The sequence below is a fragment of the Streptomyces sp. NPDC089799 genome, assembly GCF_040684755.1.
In the GTDB taxonomy this organism is placed as follows: domain Bacteria; phylum Actinomycetota; class Actinomycetes; order Streptomycetales; family Streptomycetaceae; genus Streptomyces.
This window is the reverse complement of record NZ_JBFBGR010000001.1, coordinates 1-25,981: the sequence shown is the minus strand read 5'-3', so window position 1 is coordinate 25,981 and position 25,981 is coordinate 1. Positions and strand designations below refer to the sequence as shown.

The window sequence follows — 25,981 nt, the reverse complement described above, 5'->3', positions numbered from 1 at the left end:
CGACCCGGCGGACCGGGTCAGGGGATCAACGGATGACCTTGATGCCGAAGCGGGCCCCGCCGAGGGCGAACTGGATCGCGCTGTGCATGTGGGAGTACATCTCCATGCCCCGGGAGGACACGATCGGCCCGAGGTCCAGCACGTCCTCCCAGCCGTAGGACGTGAGCAGCTCGGTGACCTGCTGTTTGGCGCCCGCGTCCTCGCCCGCGATGAAGATGGTGTGGTCCCCGCCGCCGATCCTCCTGGGGTCCACGACGGTCTCCTGCTCCTGCGTGACGCACGCCTTCACCACCTTGGTGTCCGGCAGGGCCCGCTGGATCCGCTCGCCGAGACTGTCGGAGTCCACCGGGTCCAGGGCCGGCATCACCCCCCAGGGGGTGGGCCACGGATGGGCTCGCTCCGGGTTGTAGACGAACGGCACGGCGTAGTCCATCAGGACCTTGCCGGCCAGGTGACCCCTGAGCTCACCGAGCACGCGTACGGCGTTGGCGCCGTCGATCCCGTTGATGACGAACTCGCCCTCGGCCGCGGCGTCGCCGAAGTTCATCAGCTCGACGGCCGGATAGTCCGCCAGCCACTGGGCGAAGGGCTCGGTGCCCATGAAGTCGGGCTCGGTCCGCCCGAGGGTGACCTGTGAGTCGCGGGTGCCGACGAACACCTGGTGGCCGAGCTGGGTCAGCCGTGCGATGTGCGAGCGGGCACCGGCCCCGGTCCCGAGTACGGCGATCTTCATCTGAGGCTCCTCGTTTCCTCGAACCAGCCTGACCACAGTGAACGGGAAAGCCGGCCGTGCCCGCCGACACGCCCCGGACCGGCGTGAGCGGATCGCCGGACTGGCCGAGGAGGCGATCCGCCGGGCGGGTCCCGGAGGAGCTCCGTACGGGCCCCTCCCCCCTCCCTCCCCTCGCTTCCCCACCCTCTCCGGCCTCCCGCGGCGACAATGGGAGCGTGCCCGAAGGAGACAGCGTCTGGCGCGCCGCGCACCGGCTGCACGCCGCCCTGGCCGGCCAGGTGCTCACCGTCAGCGACCTGCGGGTCCCCCGCCTCGCCACCACCGACCTCACCGGCCGGACCGTGCTGGAGGTGGTCCCGCGCGGCAAGCACCTGCTCGCCCGCGTCGAGGGCGGGCTCACCCTGCACAGCCACCTCCGGATGGACGGCGCCTGGCACGTCTTCGCCGCCGGCGAGCGCTGGCACGGCGGACCCGCGTACGAAATCCGGGCCGTGCTCGGCACCGCCGCGCACACCGCCGTCGGCTACCGGCTGCCCGTGCTGGAGCTGCTCCGGACCGCCGAGGAGGACCGGGTCGTCGGCCACCTCGGCCCCGACCTGCTCGGCCCGGACTGGGACCCCGAGCGGGCCGCCGCGAACCTCGGGGCCGACCCCGACCGCCCGCTCGGCGAGGCCCTGCTCGACCAGCGGAACCTGGCCGGCATCGGCAACATCTACAAGGCGGAGCTCTGCTTCATGGCCGGGGCGACCCCCTGGACCCCCGTCGGCGACCTCCCGGATTCCGTCCTCCACCGGCTCCCGGGCGCCGCCCACCGCGTGCTCGAGGCCAACACCGGCCCCGGCCGCCATCCCCGCACCACCACCGGCCCGCGCGGCAGCGGCCGCCCCGACCTCTTCGTCTACGGGCGGGCCGGCCGGCCCTGCCTGCGCTGCCGCACCCCGATCCGGGAGGCCCCGCAGGACGACCGCCCCACGTACTGGTGCCCCCGCTGCCAGAGCGGCCCGGTCGGCGAGGACCCCCGCGGTGTGGTCCGCCGCTTCAACGCCCTGATCACCGCCGGTGACCTGGCCGGGCTGGGCGCCCTGATGTCGGAGGACCACACCTTCGTCGACCCTGCCGGGACCGTCGTCTCGGGGCGCCGGGCCTGCCTGGACGCCTGGCGTGACTTCTTCGCCGCGTTCCCCGGCTACCGCAACGTCTTCACGTCCGTCACCGCCGACGGCGAGGTGGTCTCCGCCGCCGGCCGTTCGGAGTGCTCCGACCCCCGCCTGGCCGGCCCCGCCCGGTGGACCGCCACCGTGCACGAGGGCAAGGTCACCCGCTGGCACGTGTACGAGGACCCCACGACCGGTTGACGGCCCGTCAGATACGGTCGTACCGTCCCGGGCATGCCCATAGCCCCGTACGACCTCACCGGCCGCACCGCGCTGATCACCGGCGCCGCCAGCGGCATCGGACGGGCCTCCGCCCGGCTGCTCGCCGAGTCCGGCGCCACGGTCCACTGCGCCGACCGCGACGAGGAGGGCCTGCACGAGACCGCGGCCCTGGTCGGGGAAGCCGGCGGCACGGCCGTGGTCCACGTCCTGGACGTCACCGACCGCGATCGGGTGCGGGCGGCGGTGGCCGCCGCCGGGCGGATCGACATCGCCGCGGCGATCGCGGGGATCATGCACACCAGCAGCGTGGTGGACACCCTCGACGAGGACCTCGACCGGGTGTTCTCCGTGAACTTCAAGGGGGTGCTCTACACCTGCCAGGAGGCCGCCCGCGCCATGCTGGCCGCCGGCACTCCGGGCGCCATCGTCACCATGGCCTCCGGTGCCGTGGACGCCGCCTCGCCCGGCCTGCTCTGCTACAGCGCCGCCAAGGCCGCCGTGGTCCAGCTGACCAGGACCCTGGCCACCGAGACCGGCCCGCGCGGCATCCGGGTCAACGCGGTCGCCCCGGGGTGGATCCGCACCCCGATGACCGGCCGGCACGGACCGGAGGCCCAGGAGCAGACCGAAGCCGCGATGACGAGGATGGCGCCGCTGCGCCGGGTCGGCGAGGCCGAGGACATCGCACGGGCCGTGCTCTACCTCGCCTCGGACGCCTCGTCGTTCATGACCGGCCAGATCCTGCGCCCGAACGGGGGAGTCGCGATGCCCTGGTGACCGGTTCCCCCTCCGCCGGGGGTCCGGGTGCGGCCGGCTCCCGGGAGGCCGGGGCGGCCGTACGGCGGGCGCAGTGCACGGGCAGCAGGCTCAGGGTCCAGCCGCTCATCACGAGGGCCTCCTCCACCGCACCTGCCTCCACGGGCACCAGGGCCAGGCGCAGTAACGCCCAGCACCACAGCGCTCCCGCCACCAGGGCCGGGGGTATGAGGAGCAAGCGGAGCACGGCTGCCTCCCGGGATGGGGGTCCCCCCGCCCGGACGGAGCCCGGAGCGGGGGGAGGGACCGGTTCCCGCCCATCGTCCCGTACCCCTCCGGGCCGCGCACCCAGAACGCCCGGCGGCGGGGAACACCCCGCGCATCCGGAACACCCGGCGGCCCGGAACACCCCGGACAGCACAGAAGCCCCGTCCGGGCCCGGGGGCGCCTCCCGGCAGATCCGGGGGACTCCCTCGCACCCGGCCGGGGCTCCGGCCGTACATCGGGGCACTCAGGCGGCTACGACGTTCACCGCTTCCGCAGGCGCCTTGATGGTCACCCGCTCCGGTCCGCCCGCGACCGAGGTCACGGAGACCGAATTGAGCATCGGGCGTACCGGCGCCGGCACCGGTTCGCTTGCCGCGGCCGACTGTGCGAGCTCGGCGAGCGACAGTTCGTCGCTGACTTCGCGCATCAGCTCGGACATCCGTACGTCCAGCGCGTCGCAGATCGCGGAGAGCAGTTCGGAGGACGCCTCCTTCTGCCCCCGCTCCACCTCGGAGAGATAGCCGAGCGAAACTCGGGCGGACGAGGAGACTTCGCGCAGAGTACGGCCCTGGCGCTGGCGCTGCCGACGCAGCACGTCACCCAGCAGGCGACGGAGCAGAATCATCGGTGGCTCCCTCCTCTGACCGTGTAGCCGCATCCTTCACGCCCCACCGTACCGCCTCGCGCCGCGGCCGTGCGGGGAGCGATGTCGTGTTCACTCAGGGCTGCAAACATCAAATCCCCCCGTTCTGTTCCGTATCCTGCCCCCGCACATTCTCGCGGAGTTCGCTCGAGAGAAGTTCGAGCACTGTGCGTACGCTCTCCCTACGGATTTCCGCCCGGGAGCCGTTCAATCGCAGAGCGGCGGTTTTCCCGCCCCCCGGGCCCGCCACGGCGATGAAGACCGTGCCCACCGGCTGCCCGTCCTGCGGGTCCGGACCGGCCACCCCGGTCGTCGCGATCCCCCACGTGGCCCCCAGCGCCCGCCGCACCCCGGCCGCCATCTCCGCCGCCACCTGCGCGTTCACCGCGCCGTGCGCGGCGAGCAGCTCCGCGTCCACTCCCAGCAGCCGGTGTTTCAGCCCGGTGGCGTACGCCGTCACCGAGCCGAGGAAGGATTTCGAGGCTCCGGGCACCGCGGTGATCTCGGCCGCCACCAGTCCGCCGGTCAGCGACTCGGCGACCGCCACGGTCCCGTCACTCTCCGCGAGGAGCCTGAGCGCCTCGGCCGCCGTGGCACGGGAGTCGGCTCCGGCCGGGCCGGATTCCGGTGCCGCTTCCGCCGCCCCGGACGCTCCCCCGTCCCCCGGCCCGTATGTCACCTCGCGGCCTGTTCCGCCGCGATCCCCTTGCGCCTGAGCACCACGGCCTGGCGTACGTAGTCCAGACCGGTGACCACGGTCAGCACCACGGCCACCGCCATCACCCACCAGCGGAAGGTGGCCAGCGGGCCGGTCAGCGCGAGCACGTACATGCCCACCGCGGTGCCCTGCGCCAGGGTCTTCAGCTTGCCGCCCCGGCTGGCCGGGATCACCCCGTAGCGGATCACCCAGAACCTCATCAGGGTGATGCCGAGCTCCCGGCCCAGGATCACCCCGGTGACCCACCAGGGCAGGTCCCCCAGATACGACAGGCAGATCAGGGCCGCGCCCATGATGGCCTTGTCGGCGATCGGGTCGGCGATCTTCCCGAAGTCCGTGACCAGGTTGTACGTACGGGCCAGGTGCCCGTCGAACACATCGGTGATCATGGCGACGGCGAACGCCGCCCAGGCCCAGGCCCGCCAGACCGGGTCGTACCCGCCGTCGGCGAGCAGGAGCAGCACGAATCCCGGCACGAGCACCAGCCGGACCATCGTCAGGATGTTGGCGATGTTCCACAGGCTGGCCTGGTTCACGGCCGCGGCACCCAGCTTCCCGCCGGGTGCCGAACCGGGCCGGCGGCTGGTTCCGCCCGCCGCCGATGCCGGGACTCCGGTCATCCGGCCGCCTCCTCGAAGTCCTCCGTGCCCAGCGGCTCCGCCACCAGGTCCACGCCCAGGGTCCCGACCACCTTCGCCGTCACCATCCGGCCGGGGGTCAGCCCCGTGCTGTCGGTGAAGACCACCTGTCCGTCGGTCTCCGGGGCCTGGTGCGCGGCACGTCCGTACGCGCCGTCACCGTCCTCGTCCACCGTCTCCACGGACTCGACGAGTACCTCCACGGTCTCACCGATCCGCTCCTCGGCGCGCTGCGAGGTCAGTTCCTCGGCGAGTCGCTGCATGTGCGCGAGCCGCTCCGCGATCACTTCCTCGTCGAGCTTGTTCTCGTAGGTGACCGCCTCGGTGCCCTCCTCGTCGGAGTAGCCGAAGACGCCGATCGCGTCGAGCCGCGCGTGCGTGAGGAAGCGCTCCAGCTCGGCGAAGTCGGCCTCGGTCTCACCGGGGAAGCCCACGATGAAGTTGGACCGGACGCCGGCCTGCGGGGCCTTGGACCGGATGGTGTCCAGCAGCTCCAGGAAGCGGTCGGTGTCGCCGAAGCGGCGCATGGCGCGCAGCACGTCGGGCGCGGAGTGCTGGAAGGACAGGTCGAAGTACGGCACCACCTTGGGGGTGGAGGTCAGTACGTCGATCAGGCCGGGCCGCATCTCGGCCGGCTGGAGGTAGCTGACCCGGACCCGCTCGATGCCGTCGACCTCGGCCAGCTCCGGCAGCAGGGTCTCCAGCAGCCGGATGTCGCCCAGGTCCTTGCCGTAGGAGGTGTTGTTCTCGGAGACCAGCATGACCTCCTTGACGCCCTGCTCGGCCAGCCAGCGGGTCTCGCCGAGCACGTCGCTCGGGCGGCGCGAGATGAACGAGCCGCGGAAGGACGGGATGGCGCAGAAGGAGCACCGGCGGTCGCAGCCGGAGGCCAGCTTCACGGAGGCGACCGGGCTGGTGTCCAGGCGGCGGCGCAGCGGGGCGCGCGGGCCGGAGGCGGGCGCGAGACCGTCCGGAAGGTCGGCCGGCGCGGGCTCCACGGCCTCCTGGGCGTGGCCGGGCAGGGCCACGTCGGCGCCCTGCCGCTCGGCGGGGCTGATCGGCAGCAGCTTGCGGCGGTCGCGCGGGGTGTGGGCCTCCACGCTGCCGCCGCTCAGGATCACCTGGAGGCGGTTGGAGATGTCGGCGTAGTCGTCGAAGCCGAGCACGCCGTCGGCTTCGGGGAGGGCTTCGGCGAGCTCCTTGCCGTAGCGCTCGGCCATGCAGCCGACGGCGACGACGGCCTGGGTGCGGCCCTGATCCTTGAGATCGTTGGCCTCCAGCAGGGCGTCTACGGAGTCCTTCTTCGCGGCTTCGACGAAGCCACAGGTGTTGACGACGGCGACGTCCGCTTCGGCGGCGTCCTCGACGAGCTCCCAGCCATCCGCTGCCAAGCGGCCTGCGAGCTCCTCCGAGTCCACCTCGTTACGGGCGCAGCCAAGAGTGACAAGGGCGACGGTACGGCGTTCGGGCATGGACTCAAGACTACTTCGTCGCGGCGGCGACCCCCGCCCCAAGGCCGGGTAAACGAAGATCCCCGGGGCGGGCGGCGTTTGCCGCACCGCTTCCCGGGGAAACGGAATTGCCTGCTCAGCCCGCCTGGGCCTGGCCCTGGCGCTGATCGTCCTTGGTGTACTTCAGCCGCTCGACCTGGCCGGGCTGGAAGTCGTCCTTGATCTCCTTGCCGTTCACGAACAGCTGGACGGCACCGGCGTCGCCGAGCACCAGGTCGATGGACTCCTTGTCGGTGAAGGTCTTGGAGTCGCCCATCTGGACCATGCCGTCGAACAGCAGCCGGCCCGTGGAGTCCTTCGCGGAGATCCAGCTCTCGCCGTCGTTGGCGGTGAGCACCACCGTGACCAGGTCCTTGGGCGCGGCCGCGATGGCACTGTCCGAGGGGTCCGGCTTGGGTGTGGCGGGGGGCTTGGGGGCCTTCGGCGTCTGCGGGCTCTGGGTGATCACCTTGCCGGTCTGCGCCGGAGCCGGCTTGGGCGAGGCGGAACCTTCCGCCGCCGGACGCCGGCCCTCCTCACCACCGCTGAAGGCGGTGAAACCGACGAAGCCGATGACCGCGACGATCGCCGCGACCATGGCGGCGGTCCAGTTCGGGCGCTGCCGCTCGGGACGGATCCGCTCGGCCTCGAACAGGGGCGCTGCGGGGGTGGGTGCCGGACGGCCGCCGTGGGCGGCGTCGTAGCTCTCCACCAGCGGGTCCGGATCGGTGCCGACCGCGCGGGCGATCGTACGGATGTGGCCGCGGGCGTACACGTCGCCGCCGCAGCGGGTGAAGTCGTCCTGCTCGATCGCCTGGACGATCGGGGCGCGCACCCGGGTGACCGAGCTGACCTCGTCGACGGTGAGCCCGGCAGCGACGCGGGCCTGCTGGAGGATCCGGCCGATGGACGGACCGGACGTACCAGACGTACCGGACTCGTCGGCGGACTCCGGGGGCCGCTCGCCGCCGACTTCGGCGTCGGCGGCCGAAGGGCGTTCGTCTTCTGGGGAGTTGGATTTGCCGATGGACACGGGGGCGCCTTTCGAGCGTGTAGCCACCTGCTGCTTGTCCAGTCTAGGGGGGTGACGAAAGGGTGGAGCAACCGGAGGGGGGACTTCGTACGCCATCCGCATGGCGGCCGGTGCCCGCTCCCCCTTCCCTCAACTCGGACGCCGCGCGAAGGGATACGGTTGCCCGCGCATCCCTTACGGGTGAGCCCCCTGCCGCCGGCCGGCGCCGACCCTACGGGACGTCAATCCGGAAGGTAGGCGACCGCTCCTTCCGGTACAAGCAAGCCGGTCCGGGCAAGCGGGTGACGGGCCTGGTGTACGGGGCCCGCGGGCGGTGGGTCGCCCCCGTCCCGGTCGGGTCAGCCGGGCGGCACGGGGTCGGTGCGCAGCAGGAGCATGGCGATGTCGTCGGTGTACCGGCCGGTGGGCCAACTGCACCGCAGCAGCGTGTCGATGAGGCCGTCGAGGTTCCGGCCGCGGTACCCGGCGAGGCAGTCCGCCAGGTCGGCGGTGACCGGGTCGATGTCCCGGCCGGGGGCTTCCACCAGCCCGTCGGTGTAGAGGGCGAGGGTCGTGCCCGCGCCCAGGTCCAGCCCGGTGACGGGGAAGGAGCGGCCGGCGCCGGCGCCGAGCATGGGGGCCGGGTCGAGTTCCACGACCCCGGCCGCCCGGCCGGGCCGGTGCAGCAGCGGGGGCGGGTGGCCGGCGGTGGCCAGCCGGGCCCGCTGCCGCGCGAGGTCGATGTGGACGTACAGGCAGGAGACCAGCAGGTCGGTGCCCAGGTCGCCGAGCACCCGGTTGGTCCGGGCGAGGACCTGGTCGGGCGGGGCTCCGGCGGTGGCGTGGATCGCGGTGCGGACCTGGCCCATGAGCGCGGCGGCGGCGACGTTGTGGCCCTGTACGTCGCCGATGACGGCCGCGGCCGTGGTGGCGTCGAGGCGGATGAGGTCGTAGAAGTCGCCGCCGATGTCCATGCCGTGCCCGGCCGGCAGGTAGCGGGCGGCGGCCCGCAGACCGGGCAGGGTCGGCAGGCCGCGCGGGAGGAGGGCCTGCTGGAGCCCGTGGGCGATGTCGTGGGTGGCGTCGTAGAGCCGGGCGCGGTCCAGGGCCTGGGCGATCAGGCCGGCCAGGGAGGTGAGGACGGCGCGCTCGTCGGCGCTGAAGACCCGGGGGTGGTCGTAGGACAGGATGCAGCAGCCGACGGGCCGGTTGGAGATGATCAGCGGAAGGAACGCCCATGCCTGCTTGCCGCTGATCCGCAGGCCCTGGGGGTAGGCGCGGGCCATCTCCTCGGGGCGGGAGTAGAAGGCCGGGACGCCGGTGGCGAGGACCTCGCCGGCCGGGGTCAGATCGGTGTCCAGGGGCAGGCCGTCGAGGCGCTCGACGGTCCCCGGGTCGTAGCCGTGGTGTCCGGTGATCTGCAGTCGGCCCGCGTCGGCGGTGGAGAGGATCAGCCCGTCGGCGCCGAAGGCGGGGAGGATCTGGTCGGCGACCAGGTCGATGACGTCCCGGACGGCCACCGTCTCGGTGAGGGCGGCCGCCAGGTGCGCCAGCTGGTAGAGCCGTCCCGCCTGGGCCCCGTTCCCCGGCCCCGCGGCGGCCGGCCGCGGTGTGCGGGCGGACGGGGACCGCCGGCCGCCGGGAGCCGGGGCGCGGGTGAGGCGGGCGCTGATGCCGCTGGCGTCCGGGAAGAGCTCGATGCAGAGCCAGGTGTCGCGGGACCGCTCCACGGTGAAGGCGACCGGGTCGCGGCTGAGGACCGCGGTCCGGTAGTGGTCCTCGACCTCGGGGGTGTCGAGCCAGGGCAGGGACTGCCAGGGCCTGGTGCCCAGCACCTGGTCGGCCTTGCGGCCCAGCAGGGCCTCCGCGGCCGGGTTCACGTAGGTGATCCGGCTCTCCAGGTCCAGGGCCAGCGCCCCTTCGGGGAGCCGCTCGACGTAGTCCGCGGCGGCCTGCCCGGCCCGGGCGGTGTCCTGCGGACCGGGCCCTGCCGCCGGGATCAGCTGCGGCTGGTCGGGAACCGCGCCCGGGACGGCGTACTCGTCCAGGGCGCGGGCGATCCGCCGGGCCGCGGCGCCGAGGTGGCTGCGCTCGCGCGGCGTGGCGTTGCCGGAGTGCTCGGCGGGCCAGAGCAGGATCAGGCTGCCCCAGCACCGGGAGCGGCCGTTCAGCGGCAGGGCGGCGAGCGCGAAGCGGTAGGGCAGGCCGGCGGCGGCGCGCGGGTAGGCGCGCACCATCTCGTCCTGGGAGGCCACCCAGATCAGGCGGTTCTTCCGGACCGCCTCGCTGGGGGGCACCGGGGAGGCCATCGACACCCGCTGCCACGGGCGGACCGCCTCCAGCGGCAGCCCGCACATCACCGCGAGGACCAGGGCCCGCTCCGCCCCGTCCAGGAGGTAGATGCCGCCCGCGGCGGCGCCGGTGCGGCGCACGGTGTCGGCCAGCGCCGCGTCCGGCCGCGGCACGGCGAGCGTGGCACCTGCGGGCTCACCGCCGCGGGCCACCGGAAGACCCCGATCCGTCACCCATATCAGGACCATACGACCCCGAGGACGTCCGGTGCAGGTCCGGCTCCGCCCGGCCCGCCGCCGACGGCCGCGGACCCGGTGCACGGCGCGGAAGACGCCCGCCAGGGCCTGTCCGGCGGATCAGGGTCGGCCCCGGCCGTGATCCGCCGGACAGGCCTAGGCCTGGGACTCGCCGCGGATCACGGCGAGCACGCCGTCCAGCTCGTCGGGCTTCACCAGCACGTCGCGCGCCTTGGACCCCTCGCTCGGGCCCACCACGCCGCGCGACTCCATGAGGTCCATCAGCCGGCCGGCCTTGGCGAAGCCCACCCGGAGCTTGCGCTGGAGCATGGAGGTCGACCCGAACTGGGTGGAGACCACCAGCTCGGCCGCCTGGCACAGCAGGTCGAGGTCGTCGCCGATCTCCTCGTCGATCTCCTTCTTCTGCTTCTGCCCGACCGTGACGTCGTCCCGGAACACCGGGGCCATCTGGTCCTTGCAGTGCTGGACCACCGCCTGGACCTCGTCCTCGGTGACGAAGGCCCCCTGCAGGCGGACCGGCTTGTTCGCACCCATCGGCAGGAACAGTCCGTCGCCCTTGCCGATCAGCTTCTCGGCGCCCGGCTGGTCGAGGATGACCCGGCTGTCGGCCAGCGAGGAGGTCGCGAAGGCCAGCCGGGACGGCACGTTCGCCTTGATCAGACCGGTGACCACGTCCACCGAGGGCCGCTGGGTCGCGAGCACCAGGTGGATGCCGGCCGCGCGGGCCAGCTGGGTGATCCGGACGATCGAGTCCTCGACGTCGCGCGGGGCGACCATCATCAGGTCGGCCAGCTCGTCGACGATCACCAGCAGGTACGGGTAGGGGCTGAGCTCGCGCTCGCTGCCCGGCGGCAGTTTGATCTTGCCATCCCGGACGGCCTTGTTGAAGTCGTCGATGTGCCGGTAGCCGAAGGCCGCCAGGTCGTCGTAGCGGAGGTCCATCTCCTTGACCACCCACTGGAGCGCCTCGGCGGCCCGCTTGGGATTGGTGATGATCGGCGTGATCAGGTGCGGGATGCCCTCGTACGCCGTGAGCTCGACCCGCTTGGGGTCGACCAGCACCATCCGCACGTCCTCCGGGGTCGCCCGCACCATGACCGAGGTGATCAGGCAGTTGATGCAGGAGGACTTGCCGGATCCGGTGGCGCCGGCCACCAGCACGTGCGGCATCTTCGCCAGGTTGGCCATCACGTAGCCGCCCTCGACGTCCTTGCCGAGCGCGACCAGCATCGGGTGGTCGTCCTCCGCGGCGTCCGCGAGCCGCAGGACGTCGCCGAGGTTGACCATCTCGCGGTCGGTGTTGGGGATCTCGATGCCGACCGCGGACTTGCCCGGGATCGGGCTGATGATCCGCACGTCGGGGCTGGCCACGGCGTACGCGATGTTCTTGGTCAGGGCCGTGATCCGCTCGACCTTGACCGCCGAGCCCAGGGTGACCTCGTAGCGGGTGACGGTCGGGCCCCGGGTGAAGCCGGTGACGTCGGCGTCCACCTTGAACTCGGTGAACACGTTCCGCAGCGCGTCGACGATCGCGTCGTTGGCGGCACTGCGGGTCTTGCCCGGCCCGCCGCGCTCCAGCAGGTCCAGCGAGGGCAGCGCGTAGGTGATGTCCCCGCGGAGCTGGAGCTGCTCGGCCCGGGGCGGCAGCCCTCCGGAAGGCTCCGGCGGCCTCTTCGTGAGGTCCGGGACGGTGAAGAGTCCGGCGTCGTCGGCGGGGGCGTCCCCGGCGGTGGCCGGGGAGCTTCCGGCGGCGGGGGCCGCCGGCCCGGCCGCCGCGGACGGGGCGTCCGGCGCGGTCTCCGCCGGGGCGGCGGGCGTCACGGGTCCGGCCGCCTCCTCCCGGGCCGGCGGCACCGGGGCGGTGGGCTCGGCCCCGGTCCGGCCGGTGGCGATGCCCTGGGTGAGATCGGCGACCAGCGGCGACGGCGGCATCCCGCCCAGCACGGCGCCGTCGAGGGCCGCCGCCGCGGCCGCGGCAACGTCCACCGCGTCCATCTCCCGGTCCAGCGGCGGCTGCACCGAGCCGCGCCGGGGCCGGCGGCCGGCGGCCCGCCGCTTGGCGAGGGCCTCCTCCTCGGCCGCGTCCGGACCCTCCTCCGGACCCGCGTCCGGCCCCCCGGCAGGTCCCTCCGCCGCGCGTCCGGTACGGGCGCGCCAGCGGTCGGGGTCGTGCCGGGACGACCGCTCCGCGCCGGCCTCGCCGGCCAGGTCGTCGTACTCGTTGGGCCGGATGACTCCCAGCCAGATCCCGAGCCGGCGCAGCCGCTGTCCGACGGCGCTGAACGGGGTGGCGGTGACCACCAGCAGACCGAACACCGTGAGCAGCACCAGCATGGACACCGCCAGCGGTGCGCCCATGGCGAAGATCAGCGGTTTGGAAGCGGCCCAGCCGATCAGGCCGCCGGCGTTCTGCATCGCGGTCTCGCCCTCACCCCGGCCGGGGGCGCCGCAGGCGACGTGCACCTGCCCGAGCACCCCGACCAGCAGCGCGGACAGGCCGATTCCGATGCGGCCGTTGGCCTGGCTCTCCTCCGGGTGCCGGATGAAACGTACCGCCATGACTCCGAGCAGGAGGGGAACGAGCAGGTCGAGGCGGCCGAAGGCGCCGGTGACCAGCATGGTGACCAGGTCGCCGACGGGCCCTTCCAGGTTCGACCAGGTCCCGGCGGCGACGATCAGCCCCAGACCGAGCAGCAACAGCCCCAGGCCGTCCTTGCGGTGTTCGGGGTCGAGGTTCTTGGCACCCCGGAACAGGCCTCCCACCATGTGGGCGACGCCGAGCCAGAGCCACCGCACCAGCCGGACCACACCCCCCGACGCGGACGGCGCGGGCTTCGCCGCGGTCTTCTTCACCGGGGCGCGCTTCGCGGGCGCGGCCTTCTTCGCGGGAGGTCTGCGCGCGGGCGCCGCTTTCTTCGCCGGCGCGGGGGTACGGCCGGTGCGGGCCTTCGCGGTGCCCGCGCTGCTCTGGGGACCCTTGCCGGACGTACGTGAGGCCATGGGGGCGAGGTTACCGGTGTGCACGCCGGTGGACACGCGTGCCCACCCCTTCACCCGTTCGTGTCGGCCCCGGAGCGGGTGATGTGACGCCCGGTCGGAACTGACCGTCCCTCAGGAGGGGCTCCCGGCCCGGCCGTAGGCCGTAGGCCGGGTCCGCCGTACGCCCTCAGGTCTGCGCGGGCAGCACCGGAGCCGTACCGCCGGCTCCCGGCTCCAGCGCGTCCAGCGCCCGCCGCAGCCCGGTCAGCTTGCGCTCCAGGTGCGCGGCGGTGGCCACCACCGAGGCGTCCGCCGCCTCCTCGCCGAGCTGCTTGGTGAGCGCCTCGGCCTGCTCCTCGACGGCCGCGAGCCGCGCCGACAGTTCGGCCAGCAGGCCCGCCGCCTCCTTGCTCTCCGAGCCGTTCGGGCTGCCGTCCAGCTGCAGCCGCAGCAGCGCCGCCTGCTCGCGGAGCTGGCAGTTCTTCGTGTACAGGTCGACGAACACCGAGACCTTCGCCCGCAGCACCCACGGGTCGAAGGGCTTGGAGATGTAGTCCACCGCCCCCGCCGCGTACCCGCGGAACGTGTGGTGCGGACCGTGGTTGATCGCGGTCAGGAAGATGATCGGAATGTCCCTGGTCCGCTCCCGGCGCTTGATGTGCGCGGCGGTCTCGAACCCGTCCATCCCGGGCATCTGCACGTCCAGCAGGATGACCGCGAAGTCGTCCGTCAACAGTGCCTTGAGCGCTTCCTCCCCCGACGACGCCCGGACCAGGGTCTGATCGAGCGCGGAAAGAATGGCCTCCAGCGCCAGCAGATTCTCCGGCCGGTCGTCGACCAGGAGGATCTTGGCCTTCTGCACCATGCCTTGTCCTCCTCGCCCCGGCATGGGGCCTCCCCGGCCCGTCCTTGTGCCGGTCATCGTAGCCCCAGTCCCGAGATCGCCACACCCTGTCACCAAGATGTCACTGTGCACGTAGCGGAAACGCGGCGGGCGGGCCGATGGTTCCCCGTCCGCCCGCCCGCCGACGTGCCTGGTCGCAACGCCTATTCCGCCCGCATGTGCTGCTCCATGACGGACAGCAGGTAGTCCGGGTCCACCGGCTTGGTGACGTAGTCCGAGGCCCCGGAGTCGATCGCCTTCTCCCGGTCCCCCTTCATCGCCTTCGCCGTCAGCGCGATGATCGGCAGTCCCTCGAACTGGGGCATCCGCCGGATCGCCGCGGTCGTGGCGTACCCGTCCATCTCGGGCATCATGATGTCCATCAGCACCACGGTCAGATCGTCGTGCTGTTCCAGCACCTCGATGCCCTCCCGCCCGTTCTCCGCGTACAGCACGGTGAGCCCGTGCTGCTCCAGCACGCTGGTCAGCGCGAACACGTTGCGGACGTCGTCGTCGACGATCAGCACCTTCTCGCCCCGGAAGTCGTACGTCCGCGCCGCCGCCGGCTCCTCCTCCGGCAGCCACGCCTCGGCGCCGGGCTGGCCCGGCAGCTCCGGCCGCGGCAGCGGCTCCCCCAGCGCCTTCCGGCGCCGCCGGAACAGCGAGGCACTGCCGTGTGCGGGCGCGGCGGACACCCCGGCCCCGTCCGCCTGCCCGAGGGCCGGCGGCACCGCCTGCGGGACCTGTACGTGCGCCAGGGCCGGAGCGGACCCGGCCGCCGGGCCGTAGACCGCCGCCCGCTCCACCGGCGGCCGGCCGTACAGGTCGGCCCGGCCGCCCGGCGCGGGCGGCGCGTAGCCCTGCGGGGGCAGCTCGCTGGGGTGCAGCGGCAGGTACAGCGTGAAGGTGGAGCCGCGGCCCGGCTCGCTCGCCGCGTGGATCTCGCCGCCCAGCAGCCGGGCGATCTCCCGGCTGATCGACAGGCCCAGACCCGTGCCCCCGTACTTCCGGCTCGTCGTCCCGTCGGCCTGCTTGAACGCCTCGAAGATCACCAGCATCTTGCCGGCCGCGATGCCGATCCCGGTGTCGGTCACCGAGAACGCGATCAGGTCGGCGTCCGCCTCCCGCAGCGAACCGGCCTCCAGCAGCTGCTCCCGGATGGCCTGCGGCACGTCCGACCCGGCGGGCCGGATGACCAGTTCCACCGCACCGTTGTCGGTGAACTTCACCGCGTTCGACAGCAGGTTGCGCAGCACCTGGAGCAGCCGCTGCTCGTCGGTGTGCAGGGTGGCCGGCAGCTCCGGGGACACCCGCACCGAGAAGTCCAGGCCCTTCTCGGCGGTCAGCGGCCGGAAGGTGGCCTCCACGTAGTCCACCAGCTGGACCAGGGCGATCCGGGTCGGCGAGACGTCCATCTTGCCCGCCTCGACCTTCGACAGGTCCAGGATGTCGTTGATCAGCTGCAGCAGGTCGGAGCCGGCGCCGTGGATGGTCTCGGCGAACTCCACCTGCTTCGGGGAGAGGTTGCCGTCCGCGTTGTCGGCGAGCAGCTTGGCCAGGATCAGCAGCGAGTTCAGCGGGGTCCGCAGCTCGTGCGACATGTTGGCGAGGAACTCCGACTTGTAGCGCATCGAGACCGCGAGCTGCTCGGCGCGCTCCTCCAGCACCTGCCGGGCCTCCTCGATCTCGGTGTTCTTCACCTCGATGTCGCGGTTCTGCTGGGCCAGCAGCTCGGCCTTCTCCTCCAGTTCGGCATTGGCCGCCTGCAGCGCCTTCTGACGGTTCTCCAGCTCGTCGGAGCGCTCCCGCAGCTGCTCGGTCATCTCCTGCGACTGCTTCAGCAGCACCTCCGTACGGGAGTTGACGCTGATGGTGTTGACGCTCGTACCGATCATCTCGGCGATCTGGCTGAGGAAGTCCTTCTGGATCTGCGTGAAGGGCTGGAAGGACGCCAGCTCGATCACGCCGAGCACCTTCCCCTCGAACAGCACCGGCAGCACGATCACGTGGGCCGGCGGCGCCTCGCCCAGACCCGAGGAGATCTTCAGGTAGCCGGGCGGGGTGTTCTCGACCAGGATGGTCCGCTTCTCCTCGGCCACCATCCCGATCAGCCCCTCCCCCGGCCGGAACGAGGTCGGCATCAGCCCGGGGGCGTAGGCGTAACTCCCGCGCATCCGCAGCTCGTACGAGCCGTCCTCGGTGCCCTCGGAGCCGATCCCGTCGGCACCGCCGGACGGCACGGCCAGGAAGAACGCACCGGCCTGCGCGGACACCACCGGCGTCAGCTCGCTCATGATCAGCGAGGCCACGTCGTCCAGCTCCCGCCGGCCCTGCATCAGACCGGAGATGCGGGCCAGGTTGCCCTTGAGCCAGTCCTGCTCCTTGTTGGCCAGGGTGGTGTCCCGCAGGTTGGCGATCATCGTGTTGATGTTGTCCTGCAGGTCCTGGATCTCGCCCGCGGCGTCCACGTCGATCTTCAGGTTCAGGTCGCCGCGGGTCACCGCGGTGGCCACCGCGGCGATCGCCCGCACCTGCCGGGTCAGGTTCCCGGCCATCTCGTTCACCGACTCGGTGAGGTCCCGCCAGGTGCCGTCGACGTCCCGGACCCGGGCCTGACCGCCGAGGATGCCCTCGGTGCCCACCTCACGGGCCACCCGTGTCACCTGGTCCGCGAACGAGGACAGCTGGTCCACCATCGTGTTGATGGTGGTCTTGAGCTCCAGGATCTCCCCGCGCGCGTCGATGTCGATCTTCTTGGTCAGGTCGCCCTTGGCGATGGCGGTCGTGACCATGGCGATCTGCCGCACCTGCCCGGTGAGGTTGGAGGCCATGAAGTTCACCGAGTCGGTGAGGTCCTTCCAGGTGCCGGAGACCCCGGGGACGTGCGCCTGACCCCCCAGCCGGCCCTCCGTGCCCACCTCGCGGGCCACCCGGGTCACCTCGTCGGCGAACGAGGACAGGGTGTTGACCATCGTGTTGACCGTCTCCGCGAGCTGCGCGACCTCACCACGCGCCTCGACGGTGACCTTCTTGGTCAGATCGCCGTTGGCCACCGCCGCCGAGACCTGCGAGATCCCGCGCACCTGCGCGGTCAGGTTGCCGGCCATCGTGTTGACGTTGTCGGTGAGGTCCTTCCAGATGCCGGTGACCCCGCGCACCCGCGCCTGCCCGCCGAGGATGCCCTCCGAGCCCACCTCGCGGGCCACCCGCGTCACCTGCTCGGCGAACGAGGACAGCTGGTCCACCATCGTGTTCACGGTGGTGACCAGCTCCAGGATCTCGCCCTTCGCGTCCACCGTGATCTTCTTCGACAGGTCGCCCATCGCCACCGCCGTGGTCACCTGGGCGATCTGCCGCACCTGCGACGTCAGGTTGGAGGCCATGAAGTTCACCGACTGGGTGAGGTCCTTCCAGGTGCCGGAGACACCCTTCACCTCCGCCTGGCCGCCGAGGATGCCCTCCGTACCCACCTCACGGGCCACCCGCGTCACCTGGTCCGCGAACGAGGACAGCTGGTCCACCATCGTGTTGATGGTGTTCTTCAGCTCCAGGATCTCCCCGCGCGCATCGACGTCGATCTTCTGCGACAGGTCACCGCGCGCCACCGCCGTCGCCACCTGGGCGATGTTGCGGACCTGCGAGGTCAGGTTCCCCGCCATGCCGTTCACCGAGTCGGTGAGGTCACGCCACACGCCGGCCACGCCCGGCACCTGCGCCTGACCGCCCAGCCGGCCCTCGGTGCCCACGTCCCGGGCCACCCGGGTCACCTGCTCGGCGAAGGCCGACAGCTGGTCCACCATCGTGTTGATGGTGTTCTTCAGCTCCAGGATCTCCCCGCGCGCGTCCACGTCGATCTTCTGCGACAGGTCACCGCGCGCCACCGCCGTGGTCACCTGGGCGATCTGCCGCACCTGCGAGGTCAGGTTGCCGGCCATGAAGTTCACCGAGTCGGTGAGTTCCTTCCAGGTGCCGGACACCCCCTCCACCCGCGCCTGGCCGCCCAGCCGGCCCTCCGTACCCACGTCCCGGGCCATCCGGGTCACCTGGTCGGCGAACGAGGACAGCTGGTCCACCATCGTGTTCACGGTGTTCTTCAGCTGGAGCATCTCGCCGGACACGTCGACGGTGACCTTCTGCGACAGGTCACCGTTGGCCACCGCCGTGGTCACCTGGGCGATGTTGCGGACCTGCCCGGTGAGGTTGCGGAAGGCCGTGTTCACCGAGTCGGTGAGGTCCTTCCAGGTACCCGCCGCACCCGGCACCTGCGCCTGACCGCCGAGCTCGCCCTCGACGCCCACCTCGCGGGCCACCCGGGTCACCTCGGCTCCGAAGGCCTGCAGCTGGTCCACCATCGTGTTGACGGTGTTCTTCAGCTCCAGCATCTCGCCGGCCACGTCCACCGTGACCTTCTGCGACAGGTCGCCGCTGGCCACCGCCGTGGTCACGGTGGCGATGTCCCGCACCTGCGTGGTCAGGTTCCGGAAGACCGTGTTCACCGAGTCGGTGAGGTCCTTCCAGGTACCCGCCGCACCCGGCACCTGCGCCTGACCGCCGAGCAGGCCCTCGGCACCGACCTCACTGGCCACCCGGGTCACCTCGTCGGCGAAGGTGCGCAGGGTATCGGTCATCTGGTTGATCGTTTCGGCCAGCTGGGCCACCTCGCCGCGCGCGCTGACCGTGACCTTCCGGGTCAGGTCGCCGTTCGCCACGGCCGTCGTGACCTGCGCGATCCCGCGCACCTGCGCCGTCAGGTTGCCCGCCATCGTGTTGACGGAGTCGGTCAGGTCCTTCCACACGCCGGCCACGCCCGGCACCTGGGCCTGACCGCCGAGCTCGCCCTCGGTACCCACCTCGCGGGCCACCCGGGTCACCTCGGACGAGAAGGAGGACAGCTGGTCCACCATCGTGTTCACGGTGTTCTTCAGCTGCAGCATCTCGCCGGCCACGTGAACCGTGACCTTCCGCGAAAGATCGCCCTTGGCCACCGCCGTGGTCACCAGCGCGATGTCACGCACCTGGGCGGTGAGCCGGTACGCCATGGTGTTGACGGAATCGGTCAGGTCCTTCCAGGAACCGGACATACCGCGTACCTGGGCCTGACCGCCGAGCTTCCCTTCGGTGCCCACCTCCAGCGCCACCCGCGTCACCTCGTCGGTGAACGCCGACAGCTGGTCGACCAGGTTGTTGACCGTACGCCCGACCTTCAGGAACTCCCCGCGCAGCGGGTGCCCCACTCCGTCCGGCGACTGGGTCCGCAGGTCCATCCGCTGCTGCAGGTCGCCCTCGGCGACCGCCGACAGCACCCGCCCGACCTCCGACACCGGCCGGGCCAGGTCCTCCACCAGCTGGTTGGAGGCGTCGATCGCGGCCGCCCAGGCACCCTCGCAGGCCCCCGTCTCCAGCCGCTCGCTCAGCTTGCCCTCGCGCCCCACCATCCGCCGCACCCGGGACAGCTCCCCGCTCAGGTGCAGATTGCGGTCGGCGACCTCGTTGTAGACGGCGGCGATCTCCGCCATCACCCCGTCGCCGGAGACCGTCAGCCGCTTCCGGAAGTTCCCGTCGCGCATGGACACCAGAGCGGTCAGCAGCCTGTTCAACGCGGCGCTGTCGACCTCCGTCGTCCCGCCGCGCCGGGCCCGTCCGCCCTTCGCGCGCGTTCCCGTACGTCGCGCCGCTCCGCCAGACTCCACCGTGTCCCTCCCGAAAGGGTCGACCGCCGCTCTGCCGGACAGGTGGTGCGCACCGGCAGGCCTTCCAAGCCTGCCCAGTGTTTCATCACGCCGGAACCCGGCCATAACGCTTCGGTACCTTCGCACACCACCCACACCCTGCGGGTGGATTCGCGGGGGACTGCACCCGTACCGAGGGCGGGGCAATTACGCTGGCGTCCGACTGTCCACTGTCTGAGGAGTCCCGTGATCACGGCCAGGGCGGCTGCCAGCTTCGATCCCGTCGGGCGCTCGGTCGCGTCCGCCCGCGCCTTCGTCCGCGACACCCTCCAGGGCTGGGGCTTCGCGGACGTCGTCGACGACGCGGTGGTGCTCACCAGCGAGCTCGTCACCAACGCGGTGGTCCACGCCGGCACCCGCGCCGATGTCCTCTGCCTGCGCAGCGGCGACAACGTACGCGTGGAGGTCGCCGACCGCTACCCGGACCGCGAGCTGCCCGTCCTGCCGCACGACCGCTCCTACGCCGACCCCGACCGGGAGAACGGCCGCGGCCTGCTGCTGTGCGCCGCCCTGGCCTCCCGCTGGGGCGTGGAGTACACCGCCACCTGCAAGCGGGTCTGGTTCCGCCTCGACCTGCCCGACCGGCCGGTCGGTACCCGCTCGGCCGGTCCCGTGGTCCCCGACCGGCTCCTGCCGCTCACCCAGAGCCGGGTCCGCGTGGCGGTCGTCCAGGTCGACACCGACGCCGTCGTCATCTCCTGGAACGAGGACGCCGAGCAGATCTTCGGCCACCCCGCCTCGAAGGCCGTCGGCCGCCCCCTGGCCGAGCTGGCCGCCTGGCCGCAGACCCCCGGCACCGGCACCGGCATCGCCGAGGCACTCGGCCTGTCCCGCTGGGAGGGCAGCTACGGCATCCGCGGCGCCGACGGCCGCGTGATCCCCGTCTACGCCTCCCACCTCCGGGTCCGCGACGCCGAGGGCGAACCCTCCACGGTCTGCCTCCTCGTCCACGACGACGAACGGGCCGTCCTGCAGAGCCCCACCCGGGTACCCGCCGCCGACGACGGCCGGCTCGCCGAACCGCGCGCCGCCGACCCCTTCGAGGTGTTCATCGGCTCCCCCACCCCGGACGACCTCGACGGGCTGCTCCAGCGCACCGTGGAACGCGCCCGCGACATGCTCGACGCCGACGCCGCCTTCCTGCTGCTGGCCACCGACGACGAGACCGAGCTGGAGGTCCGGGCGACCACCGGACTGCCCTCGACCCGCCAGCGGTTCGCCCGCGTCCCGGTCGAGGCCGGCACCAACCGTTTCGGCTCCGCCCGGATGCCCGCCGTCCACGACGACCTCCTGGTCGTCCCCGGCGCCGTACCGCTGCTGGAGACCACCGGCATGCGGTCCGTGGTCACCGTTCCCCTCAAGGTCGAGGGCCGGCTCACCGGAACCCTCGGCGTGGCCGCGGAGGCCCCGGGACGGTACTCCAACGACGAGGCCCTCCGTCTCCAGTTCGCCGCCGACCGGATCGCCCTCGCGGTCGAGTCCGCCCGCCTCGGCGAGCTGGAACGGCTGCGCCGCGGTTCCCTCTCGTTCCTCGTCGAGGCTTCCGACCTGCTGGCCGGCACCCTGGACCGGGACCAGACGCTGGCCCTGATGGCCCAGATGACCGTCCCGACCCTGGCGACCTGGTGCGCCGTCTACACCATCGCCGACCCGGCCTCCGAGCCCTACCTCTCGTACGTCCTGCACGAGGACGAGGACCGCATCGACGGCCTGAAGGCCCTGCTCTCCGAGGTCGACCCGCCGGAGCCGGTCACCGAGACCGGTGCCCGCCCCTGGTCGGCCGCGGCCACCGCCGTCCGTGCCGAGACCGTGGTCCTCCCGCTGCTGGCCCGCAACCGCGTCATCGGCATGCTCACCCTGGGCAACCCGCACGAGGAGCACTTCCGCCAGGAGATCCTCGAACTCGCCGAGGACCTCTCCCGCCGGGCCGCCCTCGCCCTCGACAACGCCCGTCTCTACTCGGAGCGCACGGCCATCAGCCGCTCCCTTCAGCGCAGCCTGCTGCCGCCCGGCTCGCCCGCCATCCCCGGCATGGAGGTGGAGGTCATCTACCGCGCGGCCGGCGAGGGCAACGAGGTCGGCGGCGACTTCTACGACGTCTTCCCGATCCGCGACGGCGCCTACGGCTTCGCCATCGGCGACGTCTGCGGTACGGGCCCCGAGGCGGCCGCGGTGACCGGCCTGGCCCGGCACGCCCTGCGGCTCCTGGCCCGCGAGGGCCTGGGCGGCCCGGCGGTGCTGGAGCGGCTGAACGCGGCGATCCTCGACGAGGGCGCCCGCAGCCGCTTCCTCACCCTCCTGTACGGCGAGCTCCACCCGCAGCCGAACGGGGGCGCCCTGATGAAGGTCGTCTGCGCCGGGCACCCGCTGCCGCTGCGCCTGCGCCCCGACGGCCAGGTCCTCCCGGCCGCCGACCCGCAGCCGCTGCTGGGCGTGATCGACGACCTGGACCTCTACGAGCAGAGCCTCACCCTGGACCCCGGCGACGTCCTGCTGTGCGTCACGGACGGCGTCACGGAACGCAGGGAGGGCTCCCGGATGCTCGGGGACGACGGCCTCACGGACGTCCTGACCACGTGCACGGGCCTGACGGCCGGCGCGGTCGCCTCCCGGGTGCTGCGCGCGGTGGAGCGCTTCGCGGCGGAGCCGGCCTCGGACGACATGGCCATCCTGGCGTTCCGCGTGCCGGAGCAGCGGACGGGAGACTAGGGAGTCTCAGGCCAGGGCCGGCGCTCCAGGGCGACGCCGAGTACGTCGCGGACGTAGTGCTCGACGAACTCCGGCAGGTACGGGTCGGCGGCCAGGCCGTCGAAGAACTTCCCGAAGCGGTCGTCAGGCGTCTCGGTCAGCAGGACGATGCGCCAGGTGTTCAAGGGGTGTTCCTCGGCACCGTCCGTGCCGTGCTGGACGTGGAAGACCGGCTGCCGGGCATCGGCGTGCAGCGGTTCGCCGTCCGGCCCCGCGAAGGCGGCCCGCCCGATGAACGTGACGACCTGCCGGTCGTGGTTCAGCGACACCTCTTCCAGGACCAGCCCGTATTCCTCCTGCTGCAGCCACAGCCGCTGGTCGGACCGGCGGACGAACTCGTCGCCGAGCGGCTGCCCCGGATTCCCCGGCAGCCAGGCCGAGGCACTTCCTTCCCGGACCACGTGGGGAATGAAAGCGCCGGGGTTGCCGGCCTTGCGCACTTCCATGTCCCAGAGCTGCGTCCGGGTCAGCACCGGCAGATCCTGCCCCGTGTACTTCTGCGCAAGGATCCCGTTGACGTCCACGGGCGGCAGTTCCACCCTGGTGTGGTGCTCCGTCTGCCAGGCGTTCTCGAACTCGGCCTCGGCCGGCGTGCTGTGAGCCATGCTCGGTCGGTCCCCCTCAGGTTCTGACGATCAGTACTCGAGGAGGTTAAACAAAAAAGGCCCCCGCCTACAGGCGGGGGCCTTTTCTTTGTCAAGAGCCCTTTAACGGAATCGAACCGTTGACCTTCTCCTTACCATGGAGACGCTCTACCGACTGAGCTAAAAGGGCGGGTTGTTCGGCGGCGTCCTACTCTCCCACAGGGTCCCCCCTGCAGTACCATCGGCGCTGAAAGGCTTAGCTTCCGGGTTCGAAATGTAACCGGGCGTTTCCCTAACGCTATGACCACCGAAACACTATGAAGTTGAACTCAAGCCGAACCGATCTCCGAAGAGACCTGGCGAGTTCGTTACTTCAGAACTAACACAGTGGACGCGAGCAACTGAGGACAAGCCCTCGGCCTATTAGTACCAGTCAGCTCCACCCGTTACCGGGCTTCCACATCTGGCCTATCAACCCAGTCGTCTACTGGGAGCCTTACCCTCTCAAGGAGGTGGGAATACTCATCTTGAAGCAGGCTTCCCGCTTAGATGCTTTCAGCGGTTATCCCTCCCGAACGTAGCCAACCAGCCATGCCCTTGGCAGGACAACTGGCACACCAGAGGTTCGTCCGTCCCGGTCCTCTCGTACTAGGGACAGCCCTTCTCAATATTCCTACGCGCACAGCGGATAGGGACCGAACTGTCTCACGACGTTCTAAACCCAGCTCGCGTACCGCTTTAATGGGCGAACAGCCCAACCCTTGGGACCGACTCCAGCCCCAGGATGCGACGAGCCGACATCGAGGTGCCAAACCATCCCGTCGATATGGACTCTTGGGGAAGATCAGCCTGTTATCCCCGGGGTACCTTTTATCCGTTGAGCGACGGCGCTTCCACAAGCCACCGCCGGATCACTAGTCCCGACTTTCGTCCCTGCTCGACCCGTCGGTCTCACAGTCAAGCTCCCTTGTGCACTTACACTCAACACCTGATTGCCAACCAGGCTGAGGGAACCTTTGGGCGCCTCCGTTACCCTTTGGGAGGCAACCGCCCCAGTTAAACTACCCATCAGACACTGTCCCTGATCCGGATCACGGACCGAGGTTAGACATCCAGCACGACCAGAGTGGTATTTCAACGGCGACTCCACAACCACTGGCGTGGCTGCTTCAAAGTCTCCCACCTATCCTACACAAGCCGAACCGAACACCAATATCAAACTGTAGTAAAGGTCCCGGGGTCTTTCCGTCCTGCTGCGCGAAACGAGCATCTTTACTCGTAGTGCAATTTCACCGGGCCTATGGTTGAGACAGTCGAGAAGTCGTTACGCCATTCGTGCAGGTCGGAACTTACCCGACAAGGAATTTCGCTACCTTAGGATGGTTATAGTTACCACCGCCGTTTACTGGCGCTTAAGTTCTCAGCTTCGCAACCCCGAAAGGTCACTAACCGGTCCCCTTAACGTTCCAGCACCGGGCAGGCGTCAGTCCGTATACATCGCCTTACGGCTTCGCACGGACCTGTGTTTTTAGTAAACAGTCGCTTCTCGCTGGTCTCTGCGGCCACCCCCAGCTCACGGAGTAAATCCGATCACCAGACGTGGCCCCCCTTCTCCCGAAGTTACGGGGGCATTTTGCCGAGTTCCTTAACCATAGTTCACCCGAACGCCTCGGTATTCTCTACCTGACCACCTGAGTCGGTTTAGGGTACGGGCCGCCATGAAACTCGCTAGAGGCTTTTCTCGACAGCATAGGATCATCCACTTCACCACAATCGGCTCGGCATCAGGTCTCAGCCTTAACGTGTGACGGATTTGCCTACCACACGGCCTACACCCTTACCCCGGGACTACCACCGCCCGGGCTGGACTACCTTCCTGCGTCACCCCATCGCTTACCTACTACCACCTTGGATCAGCGGCTCCACCACTTTCCATTCCCCGAAGGGTCCGGAACGGCTTCACGGCCTTAGCATTAATGGGCTCGATATTGGGCGTTTCAAAGCGGGTACCGGAATATCAACCGGTTGTCCATCGACTACGCCTGTCGGCCTCGCCTTAGGTCCCGACTTACCCTGGGCAGATCAGCTTGACCCAGGAACCCTTAGTCAATCGGCGCAAACGTTTCTCACGTTTGTATCGCTACTCATGCCTGCATTCTCACTCGTGAACCGTCCACAACTACCTTCCGGTGCTGCTTCACCCGGCACACGACGCTCCCCTACCCATCACAGCGGGCGTTGGCCCTATTGCTGCAATGACACGACTTCGGCGGTACGCTTGAGCCCCGCTACATTGTCGGCGCGGAATCACTTGACCAGTGAGCTATTACGCACTCTTTCAAGGGTGGCTGCTTCTAAGCCAACCTCCTGGTTGTCTCTGCGACTCCACATCCTTTCCCACTTAGCGTACGCTTAGGGGCCTTAGTCGATGCTCTGGGCTGTTTCCCTCTCGACCATGGAGCTTATCCCCCACAGTCTCACTGCCGCGCTCTCACTTACCGGCATTCGGAGTTTGGCTAAGGTCAGTAACCCGTTGGGGCCCATCGCCTATCCAGTGCTCTACCTCCGGCAAGAAACACGCGACGCTGCACCTAAATGCATTTCGGGGAGAACCAGCTATCACGGAGTTTGATTGGCCTTTCACCCCTAACCACAGGTCATCCCCCAGGTTTTCAACCCTGGTGGGTTCGGTCCTCCACGAAGTCTTACCTCCGCTTCAACCTGCCCATGGCTAGATCACTCCGCTTCGGGTCTAGAGCGTGCAACTCAATCGCCCTATTCGGACTCGCTTTCGCTACGGCTTCCCCACACGGGTTAACCTCGCTACACACCGCTAACTCGCAGGCTCATTCTTCAAAAGGCACGCAGTCACGAGA

The 25,981-nt window shown here is 70.6% G+C and carries 14 protein-coding genes, 1 tRNA gene, 2 rRNA genes and 1 pseudogene; 4 read left to right on the top strand and 14 right to left on the bottom strand.

Annotated elements, in window-relative coordinates; translation table 11 throughout:
* Positions 1 to 25 precede the first annotated feature (25 nt).
* Positions 26 to 733, bottom strand: a complete 708-nt coding sequence (locus AB0O36_RS00090) for an NAD(P)-binding domain-containing protein (protein ID WP_365101690.1) — start codon at positions 731 to 733, stop codon at positions 26 to 28.
* A 215-nt stretch (positions 734 to 948) separates the two neighbouring features.
* On the opposite strand from AB0O36_RS00090, the pseudogene AB0O36_RS00085 reads away from it, so the two are divergent.
* The 3 genes and pseudogenes from AB0O36_RS00085 to AB0O36_RS00075 form a co-directional block, all read left to right on the top strand.
* Positions 949 to 1,737: pseudogene (locus tag AB0O36_RS00085) on the top strand (DNA-formamidopyrimidine glycosylase family protein); the annotation flags it as partial.
* A 21-nt stretch (positions 1,738 to 1,758) separates the two neighbouring features.
* Positions 1,759 to 2,088, top strand: coding sequence for a nuclear transport factor 2 family protein (locus AB0O36_RS00080; protein WP_365102510.1), 330 nt, complete (start codon positions 1,759 to 1,761; stop codon positions 2,086 to 2,088).
* 33 nt (positions 2,089 to 2,121) lie between these two features.
* Entirely contained in the window at positions 2,122 to 2,886 is a 765-nt protein-coding gene (locus AB0O36_RS00075; protein ID WP_365101688.1) for an SDR family NAD(P)-dependent oxidoreductase, read from the top strand.
* 490 nt (positions 2,887 to 3,376) lie between these two features.
* Here AB0O36_RS00075 and AB0O36_RS00070 read toward each other — a convergent pair whose 3' ends face one another.
* From AB0O36_RS00070 to AB0O36_RS00030, 9 genes are all read right to left on the bottom strand, one after another.
* The gene (locus tag AB0O36_RS00070) at positions 3,377 to 3,757 is read right to left on the bottom strand and encodes a helix-turn-helix transcriptional regulator (RefSeq protein ID WP_365101686.1); all 381 of its coding nucleotides are present in this window, start codon (positions 3,755 to 3,757) and stop codon (positions 3,377 to 3,379) included.
* 109 nt (positions 3,758 to 3,866) lie between these two features.
* Positions 3,867 to 4,322 (bottom strand): CinA family protein, encoded by a 456-nt coding sequence (locus AB0O36_RS00065; protein WP_365101684.1) that lies wholly within the window; start codon positions 4,320 to 4,322, stop codon positions 3,867 to 3,869.
* Between the two features lie 128 nt (positions 4,323 to 4,450).
* Complete coding sequence (gene pgsA / locus AB0O36_RS00060; protein ID WP_365101682.1) at positions 4,451 to 5,113, bottom strand: CDP-diacylglycerol--glycerol-3-phosphate 3-phosphatidyltransferase; 663 nt, start codon at positions 5,111 to 5,113, stop codon at positions 4,451 to 4,453.
* Positions 5,110 to 6,603, bottom strand: a complete 1,494-nt coding sequence (gene rimO / locus AB0O36_RS00055; RefSeq protein ID WP_365101679.1) for a 30S ribosomal protein S12 methylthiotransferase RimO — start codon at positions 6,601 to 6,603, stop codon at positions 5,110 to 5,112. The genes pgsA and rimO overlap by 4 nt, the downstream gene beginning before the upstream one ends.
* Positions 6,604 to 6,718: 115 nt before the next feature.
* Complete coding sequence (locus tag AB0O36_RS00050; RefSeq protein WP_365101677.1) at positions 6,719 to 7,654, bottom strand: RodZ domain-containing protein; 936 nt, start codon at positions 7,652 to 7,654, stop codon at positions 6,719 to 6,721.
* Positions 7,655 to 7,992: 338 nt separating this feature from the next.
* A complete protein-coding gene (locus AB0O36_RS00045) occupies positions 7,993 to 9,990 on the bottom strand; it encodes a SpoIIE family protein phosphatase (protein ID WP_365102507.1) in 1,998 nt (665 codons plus the stop codon).
* A gap of 327 nt (positions 9,991 to 10,317) precedes the next feature.
* The gene (locus AB0O36_RS00040; protein WP_365101674.1) at positions 10,318 to 13,182 is read right to left on the bottom strand and encodes a DNA translocase FtsK; all 2,865 of its coding nucleotides are present in this window, start codon (positions 13,180 to 13,182) and stop codon (positions 10,318 to 10,320) included.
* Positions 13,183 to 13,348: 166 nt separating this feature from the next.
* Positions 13,349 to 14,026: a response regulator gene (locus AB0O36_RS00035; protein ID WP_365101671.1), complete on the bottom strand. Its 678-nt coding sequence runs from the start codon at positions 14,024 to 14,026 to the stop codon at positions 13,349 to 13,351.
* Positions 14,027 to 14,208: 182 nt separating this feature from the next.
* Entirely contained in the window at positions 14,209 to 19,734 is a 5,526-nt protein-coding gene (locus AB0O36_RS00030) for a HAMP domain-containing protein (protein WP_365101669.1), read from the bottom strand.
* 225 nt (positions 19,735 to 19,959) lie between these two features.
* On the opposite strand from AB0O36_RS00030, the gene AB0O36_RS00025 reads away from it, so the two are divergent.
* Entirely contained in the window at positions 19,960 to 22,482 is a 2,523-nt protein-coding gene (locus AB0O36_RS00025; RefSeq protein WP_365101667.1) for a SpoIIE family protein phosphatase, read from the top strand.
* Here the strand turns inward: AB0O36_RS00025 and AB0O36_RS00020 are convergent.
* From AB0O36_RS00020 to AB0O36_RS00005, 4 genes are all read right to left on the bottom strand, one after another.
* The gene (locus AB0O36_RS00020) at positions 22,479 to 23,126 is read right to left on the bottom strand and encodes a hypothetical protein (protein ID WP_365101665.1); all 648 of its coding nucleotides are present in this window, start codon (positions 23,124 to 23,126) and stop codon (positions 22,479 to 22,481) included. The genes AB0O36_RS00025 and AB0O36_RS00020 overlap by 4 nt on opposite strands.
* A gap of 96 nt (positions 23,127 to 23,222) precedes the next feature.
* Positions 23,223 to 23,295, bottom strand: a tRNA-Thr gene (locus AB0O36_RS00015).
* A gap of 5 nt (positions 23,296 to 23,300) precedes the next feature.
* Positions 23,301 to 23,417, bottom strand: a 5S ribosomal RNA gene (rrf, locus tag AB0O36_RS00010).
* A gap of 91 nt (positions 23,418 to 23,508) precedes the next feature.
* Positions 23,509 to 25,981, bottom strand: a 23S ribosomal RNA gene (locus tag AB0O36_RS00005); the annotation flags it as partial.